This is a genomic window from Nocardia tenerifensis NBRC 101015, from assembly GCF_000308715.1.
Lineage (GTDB): Bacteria > Actinomycetota > Actinomycetes > Mycobacteriales > Mycobacteriaceae > Nocardia > Nocardia tenerifensis.
The window spans coordinates 1-16,577 of record NZ_BAGH01000268.1 but is presented as its reverse complement, the minus strand read 5'-3'; the positions used below and the strand labels follow the sequence as shown (position 1 = coordinate 16,577).

Annotated in this window: 16 protein-coding genes and 2 pseudogenes; 9 read left to right on the top strand and 9 right to left on the bottom strand. The window is 69.1% G+C overall.

Annotated features, from left to right (window positions below):
- Positions 1-584: alpha/beta fold hydrolase (locus ON39_RS20880; RefSeq protein WP_040736832.1), on the bottom strand; the 584-nt coding region annotated here is incomplete at its 3' end.
- Between the two features lie 128 nt (positions 585-712).
- Between ON39_RS20880 and ON39_RS20875 the strand changes: the two genes are divergently transcribed.
- The 3 genes from ON39_RS20875 to ON39_RS20865 all read left to right on the top strand — a co-directional run bounded on the left by ON39_RS20875 (position 713) and on the right by ON39_RS20865 (position 2,590).
- On the top strand, positions 713-1,090 hold the full coding sequence (locus tag ON39_RS20875) for an OB-fold nucleic acid binding domain-containing protein (protein ID WP_040736821.1): 378 nt from the start codon (positions 713-715) through the stop codon (positions 1,088-1,090).
- Between the two features lie 3 nt (positions 1,091-1,093).
- The gene (locus ON39_RS20870) at positions 1,094-1,807 is read left to right on the top strand and encodes a DUF3159 domain-containing protein (protein ID WP_040736819.1); all 714 of its coding nucleotides are present in this window, start codon (positions 1,094-1,096) and stop codon (positions 1,805-1,807) included.
- Positions 1,808-1,966: 159 nt separating this feature from the next.
- Complete coding sequence (locus ON39_RS20865; RefSeq protein WP_083894583.1) at positions 1,967-2,590, top strand: sigma-70 family RNA polymerase sigma factor; 624 nt, start codon at positions 1,967-1,969, stop codon at positions 2,588-2,590.
- A gap of 35 nt (positions 2,591-2,625) precedes the next feature.
- Here ON39_RS20865 and ON39_RS20860 read toward each other — a convergent pair whose 3' ends face one another.
- Positions 2,626-3,297 (bottom strand): potassium channel family protein, encoded by a 672-nt coding sequence (locus tag ON39_RS20860; RefSeq protein WP_040736818.1) that lies wholly within the window; start codon positions 3,295-3,297, stop codon positions 2,626-2,628.
- A 2-nt stretch (positions 3,298-3,299) separates the two neighbouring features.
- Positions 3,300-4,037 carry a potassium channel family protein gene (locus ON39_RS20855; RefSeq protein WP_373283713.1) on the bottom strand — a complete coding sequence of 246 codons (738 nt, stop codon included), beginning with the start codon at positions 4,035-4,037 and terminating at the stop codon, positions 3,300-3,302.
- Positions 4,038-4,225: 188 nt separating this feature from the next.
- Here ON39_RS20855 and ON39_RS20850 point away from each other — a divergent pair, with 188 nt between their 5' ends.
- The gene (locus ON39_RS20850) at positions 4,226-6,214 is read left to right on the top strand and encodes an APC family permease (RefSeq protein ID WP_040736814.1); all 1,989 of its coding nucleotides are present in this window, start codon (positions 4,226-4,228) and stop codon (positions 6,212-6,214) included.
- A pseudogene (locus ON39_RS51500) lies at positions 6,211-6,306 on the top strand (hypothetical protein); the annotation flags it as partial. The gene ON39_RS20850 and the pseudogene ON39_RS51500, both read left to right, overlap by 4 nt.
- 501 nt (positions 6,307-6,807) lie before the next feature.
- On the opposite strand, the gene ON39_RS50740 reads toward ON39_RS51500, so the two are convergent.
- A complete protein-coding gene (locus ON39_RS50740) occupies positions 6,808-7,788 on the bottom strand; it encodes a hypothetical protein (RefSeq protein WP_246003235.1) in 981 nt (326 codons plus the stop codon).
- Positions 7,789-7,839: 51 nt separating this feature from the next.
- Between ON39_RS50740 and ON39_RS47450 the strand changes: the two are divergent.
- A pseudogene (locus ON39_RS47450) lies at positions 7,840-8,502 on the top strand (class I SAM-dependent RNA methyltransferase); the annotation flags it as partial.
- Positions 8,503-9,167: 665 nt separating this feature from the next.
- On the opposite strand, the gene ON39_RS20840 reads toward ON39_RS47450, so the two are convergent.
- Positions 9,168-9,632, bottom strand: coding sequence for a thioesterase family protein (locus ON39_RS20840; protein ID WP_157195500.1), 465 nt, complete (start codon positions 9,630-9,632; stop codon positions 9,168-9,170).
- A 127-nt stretch (positions 9,633-9,759) separates the two neighbouring features.
- Here ON39_RS20840 and ON39_RS20835 point away from each other — a divergent pair, with 127 nt between their 5' ends.
- Entirely contained in the window at positions 9,760-10,488 is a 729-nt protein-coding gene (locus ON39_RS20835) for a class I SAM-dependent methyltransferase (RefSeq protein ID WP_040736826.1), read from the top strand.
- 39 nt (positions 10,489-10,527) lie between these two features.
- Here the strand turns inward: ON39_RS20835 and ON39_RS20830 are convergent, their stop codons facing one another.
- Positions 10,528-11,331 carry an enoyl-CoA hydratase gene (locus ON39_RS20830; RefSeq protein WP_040736813.1) on the bottom strand — a complete coding sequence of 268 codons (804 nt, stop codon included), beginning with the start codon at positions 11,329-11,331 and terminating at the stop codon, positions 10,528-10,530.
- 78 nt (positions 11,332-11,409) lie between these two features.
- On the bottom strand, positions 11,410-12,291 hold the full coding sequence (locus ON39_RS20825) for a CPBP family intramembrane glutamic endopeptidase (protein ID WP_051186860.1): 882 nt from the start codon (positions 12,289-12,291) through the stop codon (positions 11,410-11,412).
- 132 nt (positions 12,292-12,423) lie between these two features.
- Here ON39_RS20825 and ON39_RS20820 point away from each other — a divergent pair, with 132 nt between their 5' ends.
- Entirely contained in the window at positions 12,424-12,723 is a 300-nt protein-coding gene (locus ON39_RS20820; protein ID WP_040736811.1) for a DUF1330 domain-containing protein, read from the top strand.
- A gap of 4 nt (positions 12,724-12,727) precedes the next feature.
- On the opposite strand, the gene ON39_RS20815 is transcribed toward ON39_RS20820, so the two are convergent.
- A complete protein-coding gene (locus tag ON39_RS20815; protein WP_040736809.1) occupies positions 12,728-13,399 on the bottom strand; it encodes an SIMPL domain-containing protein in 672 nt (223 codons plus the stop codon).
- Positions 13,400-13,474: 75 nt separating this feature from the next.
- Entirely contained in the window at positions 13,475-15,340 is a 1,866-nt protein-coding gene (glsA, locus tag ON39_RS20810; protein ID WP_085998230.1) for a glutaminase A, read from the bottom strand.
- A 167-nt stretch (positions 15,341-15,507) separates the two neighbouring features.
- On the opposite strand from glsA, the gene ON39_RS20805 reads away from it, so the two are divergent.
- Positions 15,508-16,577 (top strand): 1-deoxy-D-xylulose-5-phosphate synthase N-terminal domain-containing protein (locus ON39_RS20805; protein ID WP_040736807.1); only part of this gene is annotated, 1,070 nt, incomplete at its 3' end.

Sequence of the window (16,577 nt, the reverse complement as noted above, 5' to 3'; positions counted from 1 at the left end):
GGGTGGACGGGGTCGTCGACGGCGGTGATGACCGCCGTCGGAGCCTCCAGGGTGCCGAGTCGCTCGGTGCCCGGCCATTTGTAGTCGGCCGCTTCCTCCAGTGCCGCAGGCAGATTCGGCCACTGCGAGCGCCACGACTGGGTGAGCGCGTCGGCGAGCCATGGGGGACTGCCCGCCCGCATCCGCTCGATCACCGCGTCCAGTCCGTCGGCCCGCAACTGCGACGCCGTCGCCGACGCACTGAGCGCGGCGGGGCAGGCGGCGGTGTCGGGTCCGGTCCACGCGGGCAGCGCCGCGACCACCCCGACGGTCCGGTCCGGATGCTCGGCCGCCCACTCGATCGCGACCGCCGCGCCCAACGAGATTCCCGCCACAACAATCGGTCCGGCGGCGGCCGCCGCGTCGAGCGCGGCCCGATAACTCGCGACCACCGCGGTGGGGTCCGGCTCCACCGCGACCACGCCGAGACGGCGCGCTATGCAGGCGGGCTCGAACGCGCGACGGGCGAAATCCGCGTCGGATCCGGTGCCGGGCAACGCCACGACGGTGTGGGCGGCCGACACGGGGTGTGGGGAGTCGAACACCGGTCCGAGCGTAGCGGGGGTGTGTGGGTGCATCTACAGTGGCGTGTGTACGTCCAACGCCGGTCGTGCTGGAAATCCACGATGGTGTGCGATCCACACTGTCTGCTCTATGCAGGAGAGCGTGCGAAATGTCATCCGCTGCCTCAGGGTATTTTCGACGTCTGGGCCGCAGACTGACCGAGGATCTCGACCAGTTGGACGCCGAGGAGCTCGCCGAGAAATCGGAGGCCTCCGGGGCGTGCCGCGCGTCGGAGTGTCGCCGCGGCGACGAAGCGACGATGCTCGGTAAGCTGCGCAGCGTCGAAGCGTGTTCGAAGTCCGCGGGCGCCACTGTGCAGGCGGAGTTCTTCGACGGAACCGATGCCATCACCCTGGTGTGGATCGGCCGTCGGCGCATCCCGGGCATCGAACCGGGTCGGCGTATCTTGGTTCGCGGCCGCGTCGGCGATCGAGACGGCCGCAAGGTGATCTACAACCCCTACTACGAACTGCGCGGGAACAGCTGACGTATGCCATCGAGCAACGACAACGCCCCTTCGGGCGCACACACCCCCTCGGCCGAACAGCTCGAGCCCGGTGCGGCTCCAGACCCTGACGAGGTAGCGGCCGAACAGACGTTGCTCGAACAGTTGGGCGGCTTCAGCGGCCTGATCTATTCGACGGTTCCAGTCGTCGTCTTCGTCCCGGTCAACAGCTTCGCCGGCCTGACCGCTGCGATCTGGGCGGCCCTCGCCGCCGCCGCGCTCATCCTGGTCTGGCGTCTCATCCGGCGCAGCCCCATCCAGCCCGCCATCTCCGGCTTCCTCGGCGTCGGCATCTGCGCGTTCATCGCCTACCGGATGGGTGAGGCCAAGGGCTTCTTCCTGTTCGGCATCTACACCAGCCTCGTCTACGCGGGCGTCTTCCTCGTCTCCATGCTGGTGCGCTGGCCGCTGGTCGGCGTGATCTGGGGCGTGCTGAACGGCCACGGCACCGACTGGCGCGCCGATCGGCGCGTGCAGCGCCTGTACTACCTCGCGACCGCCGCCTGGGTGGTCGTCTTCGGCGCCCGCTACCTGGTGCAGTCGCAGCTCTACGACACCGACCGCACCGGCTGGCTCGCGTTCACCCGCATCGCCATGGGCTGGCCGTTGACCGCGGTCGCGCTGGCGGTCACCGTGTGGGCCGTGCGCCGGGCGGGTCACCTGCCCACCAAGTCCTCGGTGGCCGCCGAGCCCGCGTAGGGCGTTAACCGCGCGGATCTCCACCGCGAAAACACTCAGGGGTGGTGCGATTTTCACCGTCTAGGTGGGTGGTTACCCACCCTGGGGTGTCTGGAGGGTGAGCCGAGTTCATCAGACGATCGTTGCGTAGGCGAAAACGATCGTAGGAAGGACTCGGACGTGGCTACCGAGCACAACACCGCAGCACTGTCGAAGAAGCACAATCCGGCCCTGTCGGAGAGCCGCCGCGTGGCCGCCGAGCTGGACCGGCTGATCGGCCCGGCCGCGTCGGGCGATCGCAACGCCGTGACCGACATCGTTCGCGTCATCCACCCGCTGGTGCGCCGGTATTGCGGTGCGCGCCTGGGGAATACGGGCCATCTGCAGGTCACCGCCGACGACGTGGTGCAGGAGATCCTGATCGCCACCGTCAACGCCATCCCGCGCTACCGCGACCAGGGCAAGTCCTTCCTCGCCTTCGTGTACGGCATCGCCTCGAACAAGGTCGCCGACGCGTTCCGGCGCTCCCAGCTGCACCCCACCTACCCGATGGCGGAGATGCCGGACGCACCGTCCACCGAGGCCGGGCCCGAGGAGTGGGCGCTGGCGCTCGAACGGCGCGCGGCCACCAAAGAACTCATGAAGGTCCTGGCGCCCGCGCACCGCGAGGTGCTGGTCATGCGCATCGTGCTCGGCTGGTCGGCGGCGCAGACCGCCGAGGCGATCGGCACGAGCCCCGGCGTCGTCCGGGTGATGCAGCACCGCGCGCTGAACAAGCTGCGCGCCGAACTGAAGGCGGCGTGAAACTCGCCGGCCTGCGCATCAGCCCTGTCGGGGAGTCAAGGCTTGATGCCGTGGTTGGCGAGTTCGACCCGCAGGTCCTCCTCGGCCTCCACCGAGGTCACGAACAGCAGCTCGTCGTCGCCCTCGAACGGATCGTCGGGCTGCGGCACGATCACCCGGCCGCCGCGCAGGATCGTCACCAGGGCGGCGTCGCGCGGAAGGGTGAGCGTGCGGACCGGCTTTCCGGCCAGCCCGGTGTCGCCGGGCAGCGTGATCTCGACCAGGTTGGCCTGACCCTGCCGCAGCGTCATCAACCGCACCAGATCGCCGACGGTGACCGCCTCCTCGACGAGCGAGGCGAGCAGCCGCGGCGTCGACACGGCGACGTCGATGCCCCAGGAGGAGTCGAAGAGCCACTCGTTGCGCGGATCGTTCACCCGCGCCACCACCCGGCGCACGCCGAACTCGGTCTTGGCAAGCAGGCTGTGCACCAGATTGGCCTTGTCGTCGCCGGTGGCCGCGATGACCACCTCGTAGGTCTCCAGACCGGCGTCCTCGAGCAGCGCGAGCTCGCAGGCGTCGGCGTGCACCCACACCGCGTCCGGGATCGCGTCCGGCTCGATGTGGTCGAGTTGCCGCTCGAGCAGCATGACGCTGTGTCCGCCGCGCAGCAACTCCCTGGCGATGGATCGGCCGACGGCGCCGGCCCCGGCGATGGCCACTTTCATGTTCAGTCCTCGCTCACGGGGGGCTTGCCGGCCAACGCGATGGCCTCACCCACGGAACCGGAGGTCGCGGCGACGTAGACGACGTCGTCGGCCTGCACGATGGTCTTGCTGTCGGGCAGCAGGCCCTGGCCGAATCGAATGATGAACGCGACGCGCACGTGCACATCGCGTTCCAGATCGCGCACCGTCCGGCCATACCAATCCTCGTGCAGCGTCAGCTGTGTCACAGCGACCTCGCCCGTGGGGTCGCGCCAGGTGGTGGTGCTGTTGTCGCCGATGAGCGCGCGCAGGAACCGGTCGGTCGTCCACGGCACGGTGGCGATGGTGGGGATGCCCAGCCGCTCGTAGACCGCGGCGCGCTTCGCGTCGTAGATGCGGGCGACCACCCGCTCGACGCCGAACATCTCGCGGGCCACCCGCGCGGAGATGATGTTGGAGTTGTCGCCGGAGGAGACCGCGGCGAACGCGTCGGCCCGCTCGATTCCCGCCCGTACCAGCACATCTCGATCGAAACCGACGCCGGTCACGCGCTCGCCGGTGAAGTCGGGACCGAGGCGCAGAAAGGCGGCCTGGTCCCGATCGATCACAGTGACCTCGTGGCCGACCCGGACCAGGGCACGGGCCAGCGCCGACCCGACGCGCCCACAACCCATGATCACTACGTACACCCGTGCAACCTCGTTCCTGGACCAAGCGTTCGGTCTGCTTATTATTCGGTGGAACGGTACCCGCCGAATCATTCCATCGGCCACGTTCCCCCTCCGCCACCCGACCAAACCCCGCGGGGGACCCGAGGTCAAACGGTGCCGCCGCGCCCGCCCCTGACATGCATGCCGCTGTGTTGGATCTGCGGCATGCATGGGGCCTGCGTCCGTTATACGGCGCTGCCGTCTCCAGCCCTGACATGCATGCCGCTATGCTCGCTCCAGTGTCCAAGTTGACGACGGCAGCTAAACGAATGCTGCTGGGCAGGCCATTCCGTAGTGATTCGCTTGGCCATACCCTGCTGCCGAAGCGCATCGCCCTCCCCGTGTTCGCCTCCGACGCCATGTCCTCGGTCGCCTACGCGCCGGAGGAGATCTTCCTGGTCCTCTCCGCCGCCGGCATCTCCGCCTACGTCTACGCCCCCTGGGTCGGTCTGGCCGTCGCCGTGGTCATGGCGGTGGTCGTAGCAAGCTATCGGCAAAACGTGCACGCGTACCCGTCCGGCGGCGGCGACTACGAGGTGGCGACGACGAATCTCGGGCCGACCGCAGGCCTGACCGTCGGCAGCGCGCTGCTCGTCGACTATGTGCTCACGGTGGCCGTCTCGATCTCCTCGGCCGCGTCCAATATCGGGTCGGCCATACCGTTCGTCGCCACGCACAAGGTGCTGTTCGCCGTGGTCGCGATCGGCATCCTCACCGCGATCAATCTGCGCGGCATCCGCGAGTCGGGTACCACCTTCGCGATTCCGACCTACGCGTTCATCGTCGGCATGTTCGTCATGCTCGGCTGGGGACTGTTCCGAATTTTCGTCCTCGGCGACGATCTGCGGGCCGAGTCGGCCGGGTTCGGGTTGAAGGCCGAGGACGAGCACCTGTACGGACTCGCCTTCGCCTTCTTGATCGCCCGCTCGTTCTCCTCCGGCTGTGCCGCGCTGACCGGCGTCGAGGCGATCAGCAACGGCGTGCCCGCGTTCCGTAAGCCGAAGTCGCGCAATGCCGCCACGACCCTGCTGATGCTCGGCACGATCGCGATCGTGCTGCTCATGGGCATCATCATCCTGGCCCAGAAGATCGGGATCGTCTACGCGCACAACGAGGACGACCTGATCGGCGCGCCGCCCGGCTACCACCAGAAGACGCTGATCGCGCAGCTCGCCGAGACGGTGTTCCACGGGTTCCCGATCGGGTTCTTCTTCATCACGACGGTGACCGCGCTGATCCTCGTGCTCGCCGCGAACACCGCGTTCAACGGCTTCCCGGTGCTCGGTTCGATTCTGGCGCAGGACCGTTACCTGCCCCGGCAGCTGCACACCCGCGGCGATCGGCTGGCGTTCAGCAACGGCATCCTGTTCCTCTCCGGCGCCGCGATCGCGTTCGTGGTGCTGTTCGGCGCCGAGGTCACCAAGCTGATCCAGCTTTACATCGTCGGCGTGTTCGTCTCCTTCGTACTGAGCCAGACCGGCATGCTGCGGCACTGGACCCGGTTGCTGCGCACCGAGGCCGACCCGGCGCAGCGCTCGCGGATGAAGCGGTCCAGGGTGATCAACGCGGTGGGGCTCAGCGCGACCGGCACGGTGCTGATCATCGTGCTCATCACCAAGTTCTTCGCCGGCGCCTACATCGCCATCTGCACCATGGTGGCGATCTTCATCGTGATGAAAATGATTCACCGGCACTACGATTCGGTCTCGCGCGAGCTGGAGGAGCAGGAGTGGGACGGCGTGCTGCCGAGCCGGTCGCACTCGATCGTGCTGGTGTCCAAGCTGCATCTGCCGACTCGGCGCGCGCTCGCCTATGCCCGCGCCACCCGGCCGGACACTCTGGAGGCGATCACCGTGAATGTCGACGAGGCCGATACGCGGGCGCTCGTGCGCGAGTGGGAGCAGAGCGATGTCACCGTGCCGCTCAAGGTGATCGAGTCGCCCTACCGTGAGATCACCAAGCCCGTACTGGATTACGTGAAGCGGGTGCGCAAGGATTCGCCGCGCGACGTGGTGACCGTGTTCATCCCCGAGTACGTGGTGGGGCACTGGTGGGAACAGGTGTTGCACAACCAGAGTGCGTTGCGGCTGAAGGGGCGGCTGCTTTTCGAGCCGGGCGTGATGGTGACCAGCGTGCCGTGGCAGCTGAGCTCGTCGACGCGGGCGCGCACGCCCGGCATGGTGAACGCGCCGGGTGCGGTGCGTCGCGGTTTCGACGACCGCTCATGACCGATTGGCGCGACAGCACTTTCGAGGTGCGCCTCGGGCCGCCCGGCCACGGCGGGTTCTGTGTCGGCAGGCACGAGGGTCGCGTGGTGTTCGTCCGGCACGGACTGCCCGGTGAACTGGTGCGAGTGCGGGTCACCGAGGATCGCGGCGGGTCGTTCTGTCGCGCCGACGCGGTGGAGATCCTCGAGCCGTCTCCCGACCGTGTGCCCGCGACCTGCCCGGTCTCCGGCCCAGGCGGCGCGGGCTGCTGTGATTTCTCCTACGCCACCCCGAAAGCGCAACGGGCGCTGAAGGCTTCGGTGGTCGCCGAGCAGCTGCGCCGGCTCGCGGGGATCGATCGTGAGGTGGTCGTCGAGCCGATCACCGGCGCGGGCGACGCCACCGGCGGTTGGCGCACCCGCATCCGGCTGGCCGTCGACGCCGAGGGGCGAGCGGGCGTCCACCGCTACCGCAGCACCGAGGTCATCCCGGATCTCCGCTGCCCCCAACCCGTTTCAGGCGCGCTCGACGGGGTGGGGGATCGATTGTGGACCCCCGGAGCCGATCTCGTGATCGCCGTCGACGGTGACGGGGTGCGGCACATCGTAGAACTGTCACCCGCGCTCGAGGGAGAACGCCGCAAATCGCAAGGGGGACAGTGGCAGCGCGCCGAGCCGCGCGATGGACGTCGCGGAAACCAGCGCGATCGCCGTGGACGGACCGACGGGCCTGGGGCGCGCGGTCGCCGATTCCGCGCCGACGATCAGGAGGTGCGCGGACCCGACGAACGCGGCGGTTCCGAGCGAGGCCAGCGCCGTCCAGCGGGCAAGCCCGGCGGCGAGGTGCGTGGCGGCGACACTCCCGGCGGTTCCGAACGCGACAACCGCCGTCCAGGCGGCAAGCCGGCCATCGACATGCCCGGAGTCAACTTCGGCCGCGCCGATCGACGCCGTCCCGGTGAAATCGGTGGCGTGCGGCGCGGAGGTGCCACACGTCGTGATGGGGACCCGAGCGATCGCGGCGTCGATGAGAGCGACGGCGGGTGGTCCGGCGACATGAGCGACTGTGGTCGGCGCAGTGCCGGGTGCGATGACCGTGGCGGCGATGGTCGTGTTGGGGCCGACGGTGGCGACCAGATGTCGGCCGGCCGCGCGGAGTTGCCCGGCGGTGATGACCGGCTGTCGGCCGGCCGCGCAGAGTCGCGTGGCGGTGCCAGCCGTCGCGATGTGGGACCAGACGATCGCGGCGTCGATATGAACGAGGGCCGGTGGTCCGGCGACATGAGCGACCGTGGTCGGCGCAGTGCCGGGTGCGATGACCGTGGCGGCGATGGTCGTGTTGGGGCCGACGGTGGCGACCAGACGTCGGCCGGCCGCGCGGAGTCGCGCGGCGGTGCGGGCCGTCGCGGTCGTGACGAAGTCGGTCGGCGCGGTGCTGACGGGGTAGGTCCGCGTGGGCGAGGCGAGTCGCCGATGTCCGATGAGGGTGGTGGCGCTGATCGGGACGAGCGTGGCGGCGACGAGTTCGGCGGTGCGCGTGGCGGTTCGCGCGGGCGCGACGAGAGTGCGCCTCCGGCTCGGGCGCAGGCCGATCACCGAGCTGCCGACCCTAGTGGTGGGCGTGCGGCGGAGCGGTTCGACGGCGAGGGGCGAGGGGAAGGGGAGCGGCGGAGTGCTTCGGCGCGGCGGGCGGCTACGCATGCGGCGCGGGACGAGTGGGTGGTCGCCGGGTCGGGGCGGGCGGTCGAGTATGTCGCGGGGCGGCGGTGGGAGGTCTCGGCGACCGGGTTCTGGCAGGCGCATCGCGGTGCGGCGCAATGCTATTCGGACCTGGTGGCGGAGTGGTCGGGCCTGCGCCCCGGCGGCCTCGCCTGGGACTTGTACAGCGGGGTAGGGGTTTTCGGGTCTCGGCTGGCCGAACAGGTCGGGCCGACCGGCGCGGTCCTCGCGGTGGAGTCGGCCCGCTCCGCGGTCGCCGACGGCACCGCGGCACTGCGCGACCTCCCATGGCTGGACCTGCACGCCCAGCGAGTGGAGCGTTGGGTCGCCGGCCAAGTCGGCGGCGCGGCCCCCGACACCATCGTCCTGGACCCCCCACGCGCGGGCGCGGGCAAGGACGTCATCACCGCACTCACCGCCACCGGCCCCCTCCGCATCATCCACATCGGCTGCGACCCAGCCTCTTTCGCCCGCGACCTAGCCCTCTACCGCGCCGCCGGCTACCACCTCACCGACCTCCGCGCCTTCGACGCCTTCCCCGCCACCCACCACGTAGAATGCCTCGCCTTGCTCGAACGCCCGAACCCATAGCGCCACAACAACTTCAGCCGAGCGGCCGGCGGCACTGCACCGTGCACGCATGTCTCCAGTCCTCCCGCAATACTGCGCCGGCAGCCGCGCCATCCGCCCTGTGCTCCAGCCCACTACACGCGAGCGGCCGTGCACCGCTTCCCGTGCGGGCGCTTGCCGGGTACCCGCGCATCGCTTGCCCTGCCCCCGCGCAAGACTTGACGCGCGGGCGCAACCCTGCGCCGGGGAGCCGGGTGATGCTTGCTCAGCACCTGCGCAATAGGCGCGAGCAGCTGCGCATGCTTGCTGGCTCCGCGCACCATTCGCCGAGCGGGAACGCCTGCTGTCCCTCGCGCATCGCTTGCCGGGCCCGCACGATCGGCGGGCGTAGGCAATGCGGCGCTGGACAGGGGTCCGCACTGTTTCCCGGGATCCGCACGCCTCCGACCCCTGGCTCCGCCCGGGTGCTGATTCGGGAAGAGGTACGGATTCGATTGTGCTTCTGGCTGGTCCGCCGGTGGTGTCGTGCAACATTCGCCTGATGGCCGGGGAGTGCTTGCCAGGCGGCCGTGCAACACTGCGTCGTGCAGGCATTCGCTGGAAAGGTCTGCAACGCTTGCGCACTGGCTGCCCATCAGGAGCGAGTGGCCAAAGCAGTTCTCGGTGACATCCCCATTCGCCGATCCTCAGCTACGCGGGAATCTGATCGTGCGCCCCACGCCTTCGGGACGACCCGCCTCCCGCTGTTCGGCCACGAAGTCGGTAAGCCGGGTGAGGACGTCGGCGGGCATCGGCGCGGTTCTTCTCGTCCCGAGATCGACGTGCAGGTCCAACTGTTCGGACACGGCCACCCGCATCTGGTCGCCGAGATTGTGTACCTCGTGGAAGAAGTGCAGCCGCTTGGCGTCCACGCCCAGCAACCAGGAATCCACGGCCAGCCGTGACCCGTACAGCACCTCTCGTTCGTAGGTCATGGCGGTCTGCACGACAACTTTCCCGAAACCTGTTGTCCGGACGTAGTCGTCACCGAGGCCGAGGGCGTCGGTGAACGCGGCATGCGCGCGATAGACCACGATCCCGTAGTACTGGGCGTTCATGTGGTTGTTGATATCGATCCATGCCGCGTCGACATCACATTCGAGAGTTCGCAAGCCGCCACCTTCCCCACTGTCAGCAGTCGCCTCAGCGTACAACCAAGCGCTTGCTTGGATAGCTGCCGACTGACCGGGGTGCCCGAATCCGTTGCGGGACAGGCTGAATCCCGCAAGTATGGACCGCATGTCCGCTCCTGAAGAAGGTTCAGCCGGCTCCGCCGTGGTCAACGACTACGACACCTTCGGCGAGGCGTACACCTCCGAATCGGAGGCCAACCTCTTCAATGCCTACTACGCGCGACCCGCGATCGTGAATCTGGCCGGGGATGTGGCGGGCAGGCACGTTCTCGACGCGGCGTGCGGCTCCGGTCCCATCGCCGCGACGCTGCGTGACCGGGGTGCGACGGTGACCGGATTCGATGCCAGCGTCACGATGGTGGAGCTGGCCAAGCGGCGGCTCGGCGCGGACGCGGACCTGCGCGTCGCCGACCTCACCGCCCCCTTGCCGTTCGCCGACGGCGCGTTCGACGATGTGATCGCGTCCCTTGTCCTGCACTACTTCCGGGACTGGATCGCACCGCTGACCGAGTTGCGGCGCGTGCTGAAGCCGGGCGGCAGGTTGATCCTGTGCGTCAACCATCCACTCGTCTACAAGCTGGTCTACCCCGACCGCGACTACTTCGCGATCACCGTGTACTCCGAGGAGTACACCTTCAGCGGCCAGCAGGCGGTGCTCACCTACTGGCATCGGCCGCTGCACGCGATGACCGACGCGTTCACCGCGACCGGCTTCCGCACCGCCGTCGTCAGCGAACCGCCCCCGGCGCCGGGCGCGCACGAGCGGTTCCCGGACCTGATCGGCGACAAGCCGAGTTTCCTGTGCTTCCTGTTCTTCGTCCTGGAGGCCGTCTAAGGCTGCGTGGAAAGTCCTGCTGGATAGACGATTACGGGCTCAGTCGTCGTAGATAGGGGGCCTGCGGTCGCGGCGGGCGCGCATGGCCTCGTCGAAGTTGCCGGTGGTGAGACGGACGTATAGCTGAGCCATTCCCTCGTGCTGCATATGGGATTCGAAGCCGCCCGCCTCCATGCCGCTCCACAGCATGCGCTTGGTGAGTTCGGTGCCGACGCGGCTGAAGCTGATGATGCGCTCGGCGACGTCGTAGCAGGTGTCGAGGAGTTTGGCGGCGGGGACGGTGCGGGTGACCAGGCCGATGCGTTCGGCCTCGGCGGCGTCGACGTCGCGGCCGGACAGCATGATCTCGAAGGCGCGCGAGGAGCCGATGGCGCGCGGCAGCAGGTAGCTGATGCCGAGTTCGGTGGAGGTGAGGCCGTTGTTGATGCCCGCGGCGCGAAAGTAGGCCTCCTCGGCCGCGATTCGGATGTCGGTGGCGACGCTGAGGCAGAAGCCGCCGCCGATGGCCGCCCCGTTGATCGCGCCGATCACCGGCTGGTTCATCCGCCGCAGGGCGAGCATCACGTCATTGAGCAGGTCCATCGAGCGGCGCGCGACGCTGGTTGTTGTGAGTCCCTCGACATTGGGCACCTTGCCCGAGTTCTGGAGGTCGGCGCCGGAGCAGAAGCCCTGCCCGGCTCCGGTGAGCACCACGACCCGGATGTCGTTGTCGGCGCTCACCTCCTCGAGCGCCTCGCGCAGCGGGATCATCACGTCGAAGGCCATGGCGTTCATGCGATCCGGGCGATTGAGCGTGATCAAGGCGACGTGCGGCCGCGGTGTGTCGATAAGCACGAACGACATACGAACCCCTAACCGGTGACCGACTTCTCAATATAGGCGGCGCGCGGCCCGCGCTCGCGGGTTTGACGCAACGTCGCGTCAGCCGAACGAGGGCCGTGGATGCACCGGGGAGGCAAAGGTTTTCGTTCGCGCGGCGGCCGGCCGGACCGGGAAGCAGACGAACAGCATCACCGCGACGACCGTCAGCACACCCCAGCCGACGAACCCGTACCCGGCCAGCAGCGGGGTCGACGCCCGCGCGGTGGAGTCGAAGATCCCGAACAGCATCGCGCTGCCGTTGAACGCGGCGTGCGCGACGACGCACGGCCAGATGCTGCCGGTGTACATCCGCAGCCAGCCGAGCACCGCGCCGAACGGCACGCAGAAACCGATGAACGCCAAGGCCGCCCACGCGCCCAGGCTCGGATAGTTGTAGCCGAGCAGCGTGAGCGGCGCGTGCCACAGCGCCCAGATCACGCCGGTGGCGCCGATGGCGCCCGCGAGGCCGAGCCGGCCGGTGAGCTGCGGCATCAGCCAACCGCGCCAGCCGATCTCCTCGCCGAGCGCGAACGGAAGGGTGCCCAGGGTGGCGACGGTGACCGCGTCGAGGACGGAGGCGGCCACGATGTCGCCGCTCGGGAACTCGAAGACGTACACGCCGAACAGCACGCTCACCCCGAAGGCGACCCACAGGTACAGCGGCGCGGCGAACCAGGCGACCGCGGTCAACCACACCGTCCGCCGAGGTCGCGCGCCCAGCCGTAATCCGTTCTGCGCCAACGAAGACCAGGGCAGCCGCCGGTACCGCCACACGGCGAGCACGCCGAGGGCAGGCGAGAGCATCATCAGCGCGGCGCCGGTGTGCAGCCACAGCCCCGATTGCAGGCCCTCGCCATCGAGCCACGGTCCGCACGCCAGAACCCAGGCCGCGCCGAACGCGACGAGCAGGAACAGAACGAAATCGTTGCGACGAGCGATCATCCGGCATCCTTAGGACGGCGTGCTGCCTTACCTACTCGGACGCGACGCTAGCCCCTCCGGTTCCATCGATGTCGAAAGTTCTTCGTCGAGACGCGAAGTCGTGGCCGCGCCGCGCGACTTAGAGTCACTGCCATGACCGTGTACGTGATCGCGCAGCTGAAGTTCACCGACCGCTCCGCCTACGACCGATACCAGGCGGCCTTCCTGGGCGTCTTCACCCGTTACTCCGGCACGGTGCTCGCCGCCGACGAATCACCGCAGGTCTACGAGGGTTCCAGCGATCGTGAGAAGGTGGTGCTGCTGTCGTTCCCCGACGAGCCCGCGTTCCGCGCCTGGGCGGAGTCGCCGGAGTACCTGGAGATCGCCAAGGATCGGCACGCGGGCGCCGACACCGTGACGCTGGTCGTCAAGGGCCTCGGACACCGATCGTGAACGTCTAGTCCAGTTGCCAGGTGACGCGGATCCCGGCCGAGATCTCGCTCTCACCGAGCTCGACCGGAACGGGCGCGGCGCCGGAGTATTCCATCGCGAACGACACCGCCTTCACCTGGGGAATCGAAGGCGGTGCGGCGGAGGTGTTCTCGGTGATCTCGAGCACCGTGCCCAGCGCCCGCCCCGCCCGGCCGGCGAACTGCTCGGCCTTGGCGACCGCGTTCTCCCACGCCGCGTCCCGCGCCCGCTCGAGCAGCGAGTCCTGATCGGCGAAGGTCAGATTCAGTCCGCCGAGACGCACGTCGTCGCCGCCGGCCTCTACGGCGTTGGCGATGATCGTCGCGGGGCCAGGGTCGGCGTCGTCGCCGAGTTCGCGCAGCGCCACGGTCAGCGAGGTACTCGCGAGATAGCCGGTGATGCGATTGCCCTGGCCCTCGGTCCAGACGGTCTCGGTGTGCACCGACAGCCCGCTGGTCGCGATGTCCTTGCCCGCGACGCCGTCGGACCGCAGCGATCGCGTGACACCGGCCACCCGCTCACCCGCCCTGCTGTAGGCGACCGCGACCTTGCTCGCCCGGCACTCGACGGAGATGGTGACGCGCATCAGATCCGGCGTGGCCCGCGCGGTGCCGCTGCCGAAGATCGTGATGGTTCCAGGACGCGCGGACTCGGTCACGGCATACTCCTCGATCGGTCGATGGTGAGCTCTCGAGTGGACAACGGCGCACCGCCCCCGATCGTCCCCGAGAACTCAATAATCGCCCCCGCGCACGGCGATCGCGCGCACCGCCGCGTCCATCTGCGCGTACGCCCCCGCCGCCAAGCGCTCGAGCAACGCCAGCTTCAGCCGCGGCTCGCGCGAGGTGAGCTGATCGAAGCGCGCAGGGCTCAGCACCGCCACCCGCACCCCGGTCTCCGCCCGCGCCTCGTTGACGAACGGCGTGCCCACCAGCATCGGGATCTCCCCGAACGACATCTCCGAGGACAGACTCACCAGCCGATGCGTCCGGCCGTCGCCACCCTCGAACGTGATCCGTACCCGCCCTTCGAGAATCAGATACAGCCCCGAACGCGCGCTGCCGCGGTGCGCGATCACCTCGCCGCGCGCGAAGGTGCGCACCTCGAACTCCTTGACCAGCCGCGCTCGATCCTCGCTCTCCAGCGCGGCGAGCACCGGGTGCTCCTCGATCGCGATCGACGTGCACACCGGCTCGTCGTCCGGCCGGTGCTGGTCGAGCACGATGTCCTCGCACCATTCGGTCGCGGTGTCCCGATCGATGAACACCCGCCCGCGCGGATCGTCGGGGTTCAGGCTCGACACGGTGTGCCCGAGCTTGGCATCCGGGTCGACCAGCGCAACCCGCACGCCGATCGCCGCGAGCTCGGCCTGCAGATCGTCGATCATCCGCACGGCGATCGCGCTCACCTCGCCGACCCGGCGCAGATCCACCACCAGCGCGGCCAGCTCGCCCGCCTGCGCCTCGATGGTCCGCACCGCGCTCTCCGCGCCGGCGAACAGCAGGTCGCCGTGCAGTTCGTAGACTCGCGCCCGGTGCCCGTGCTCGGCGAGCACGGCGATCTCCTCGGTCGTCCTGCGCAGCCGCGACGGCACCTCGGCCACCGAGTAGCCGGCCCGGATCGCGGTCCGCGCCGACCGTGTGACATGCAGGAAGTGCAGTTCGAGCCGCCGCGACAGCTCGCGACACGCCGCGACGCCGCGCACGCTGTTGCCGTGTGCGTCCAGCCGGGGGGAGTACACCGCGAGGCCGATCTGGCCCGGCAGCACCGCGACGATGCCGCCGCCGACCCCGCTCTTCGCCGGCAGTCCGACGCTGGTCACCCAGTCGCCCGCGGCGTTGTACATGCCGCAGGTGGTCATCACGCTGAGCACCCGCTCGGTCAGCGCCGTCGACAGCGCGCGCTCGCCGGTCACCGGGTTGCGCCCGTTGTTGGCCAGCGTCGCGGCCATCAGCGCGAGATCGTGGCAGGTCACGTCGAGCGAGCACTGCCGGAAGTAGCGGTCGACCGCCTCGTCCGGGTCGGAGTCGATGATGCCGAACGAGCGCAGCATGTACCCGATGGCGCGATTGCGGAAACCGGTGCGCGCCTCCGAGGCGTACACCGCCTCGTTCATGCGCAGCTCCCGCCCGGCGAAGCGCGAGTAGCAGCGCCGGACGCGCTCGAATCGCTCGGCCGCGTCCGCGCCGGTGATCAGCGACGCGGCGGTGATCGCGCCCGCGTTGATCATCGGATTGCGCGGACGCTCGGTCACCGGATCCAGGCTGATCTCGTTGAACGCCTCCCCGGACGGCTCCACATCGATGCGCGCGTCGACGAACTCGGTGCCGCGATCGGCGAGCGCGAGCGCGTAGGTGAACGGCTTGGAGATGGACTGGATGGTGAACGAGGCGTCCAGGTCGCCGGTGCCGTAGACCCGCCCGTCGGCGGTGGCCAGGCACAACGCGAATGAATCCGGTTGCACGGCAGCCAGTTCCGGAATGTAGTCGGCGAGTGTACCCGAATCGTCGGGCAGACACAGCCGATACACGTCGCCGACGATCCTGGACACCACGCCCGGTCCGATTGTCCGCTCGATCGCCTCTCCGGCCTTGGCCACCTGATCACTGTAGGCCGAGTACCGTATGCCGAGGCTCACATTTCGGCCCGATGTCGGCTGGTGGTGGTCGTTGCCAGGCGCGGCGGTTCGGTTCTCGTTCCAGGGCACCGCTCGCCGCTCCGTAGACTGATCGGATCAGAAGCGCTATCCGGAGGGAGCGAGTTCAGGTGGGAGTGCTTTCCCGGGTCGACACGCCCGAAGGTCTTCGTCCGCTCACCGCGCCGCAACTGCGTGAGCTGGCGGACGAGATCCGCGAGTTCCTCGTGCAGAAGGTCGCCGCGACCGGCGGGCACCTCGGCCCGAACCTGGGCGTGGTCGAGCTGACCATCGCCCTGCACCGGATCTTCGACTCGCCGGCCGACCCGTTGATCTTCGACACCGGCCATCAGGCCTACGTGCACAAGATCCTGACCGGCCGCAAGGACGAGTTCGACACCCTGCGCAAGCAGGGCGGACTGTCCGGCTACCCGAGCCGCTCGGAGAGCGCGCACGACTGGGTGGAGTCTTCGCACGCCTCGGCGTCGCTGTCCTACGCCGACGGCCTGGCCAAGGCGTTCGCGCTGACCGGCCAGGACCGGCACGTGGTCGCCGTGGTCGGCGACGGCGCGCTCACCGGCGGCATGTGCTGGGAGGCGCTCAACAACATCGCGGGCGCGCCCGACCGGCCGGTGGTGATCGTGGTCAACGACAACGGCCGCTCCTACGCGCCGACCATCGGCGGCCTGGCCGACCGGCTGACCGCGCTGCGCACCCAGCCCGCCTACGAGCACGCGCTCGACGCGGGCAAGCGCATCATCAAGAGCATCCCGCGGGTCGGCGAGTCGGCGTACTCGATGATGCACGCGGTGAAGGCCGGGATAAAGGACGCGGTGAGCCCGCAGGAGCTGTTCAGCGACCTCGGCATGAAGTACGTCGGCCCGGTCGACGGGCACGACATCGCCGCGCTCGAGTCGGCGCTGCGCCGGGCCAAGGACTTCGGCGGGCCGGTCGTGGTGCACGCGGTGACGCAGAAGGGCCACGGGTACGCCCCGGCCGAGAACCACATCGCCGACCAGATGCACGCCTGTGACCCGATCGATCCGCTCACCGGCGTTCCGGTGGGCGGCCCGAAGGCGCTCGGGTGGACGTCGGTGTTCTCACAGGAGCTCATCGCCCACGCCGAGCGGCGCGACGACATCGTCGCGATCACCGCGGCCATGCCGGGCCCGACCGGTCTCGCGGCGTTCGGCGAGCGGTT

What these genes read in the sequence shown, in the direction of transcription:
- ON39_RS20875 (WP_040736821.1), top strand. Translation starts at nt 713, where the DNA reads ATGTCATCCGCTGCCTCAGGGTATTTTCGACGTCTGGGCCGCAGACTG.
- ON39_RS20870 (WP_040736819.1), top strand. Translation starts at nt 1,094, where the DNA reads ATGCCATCGAGCAACGACAACGCCCCTTCGGGCGCACACACCCCCTCG.
- ON39_RS20860 (WP_040736818.1), bottom strand. Translation starts at nt 3,297, where the DNA reads ATGAAAGTGGCCATCGCCGGGGCCGGCGCCGTCGGCCGATCCATCGCC.
- ON39_RS20855 (WP_373283713.1), bottom strand. Translation starts at nt 4,037, where the DNA reads ATGATTCGGCGGGTACCGTTCCACCGAATAATAAGCAGACCGAACGCT.
- ON39_RS20835 (WP_040736826.1), top strand. Translation starts at nt 9,760, where the DNA reads ATGTCCGCTCCTGAAGAAGGTTCAGCCGGCTCCGCCGTGGTCAACGAC.
- ON39_RS20830 (WP_040736813.1), bottom strand. Translation starts at nt 11,331, where the DNA reads ATGTCGTTCGTGCTTATCGACACACCGCGGCCGCACGTCGCCTTGATC.
- ON39_RS20825 (WP_051186860.1), bottom strand. Translation starts at nt 12,291, where the DNA reads ATGATCGCTCGTCGCAACGATTTCGTTCTGTTCCTGCTCGTCGCGTTC.
- ON39_RS20820 (WP_040736811.1), top strand. Translation starts at nt 12,424, where the DNA reads ATGACCGTGTACGTGATCGCGCAGCTGAAGTTCACCGACCGCTCCGCC.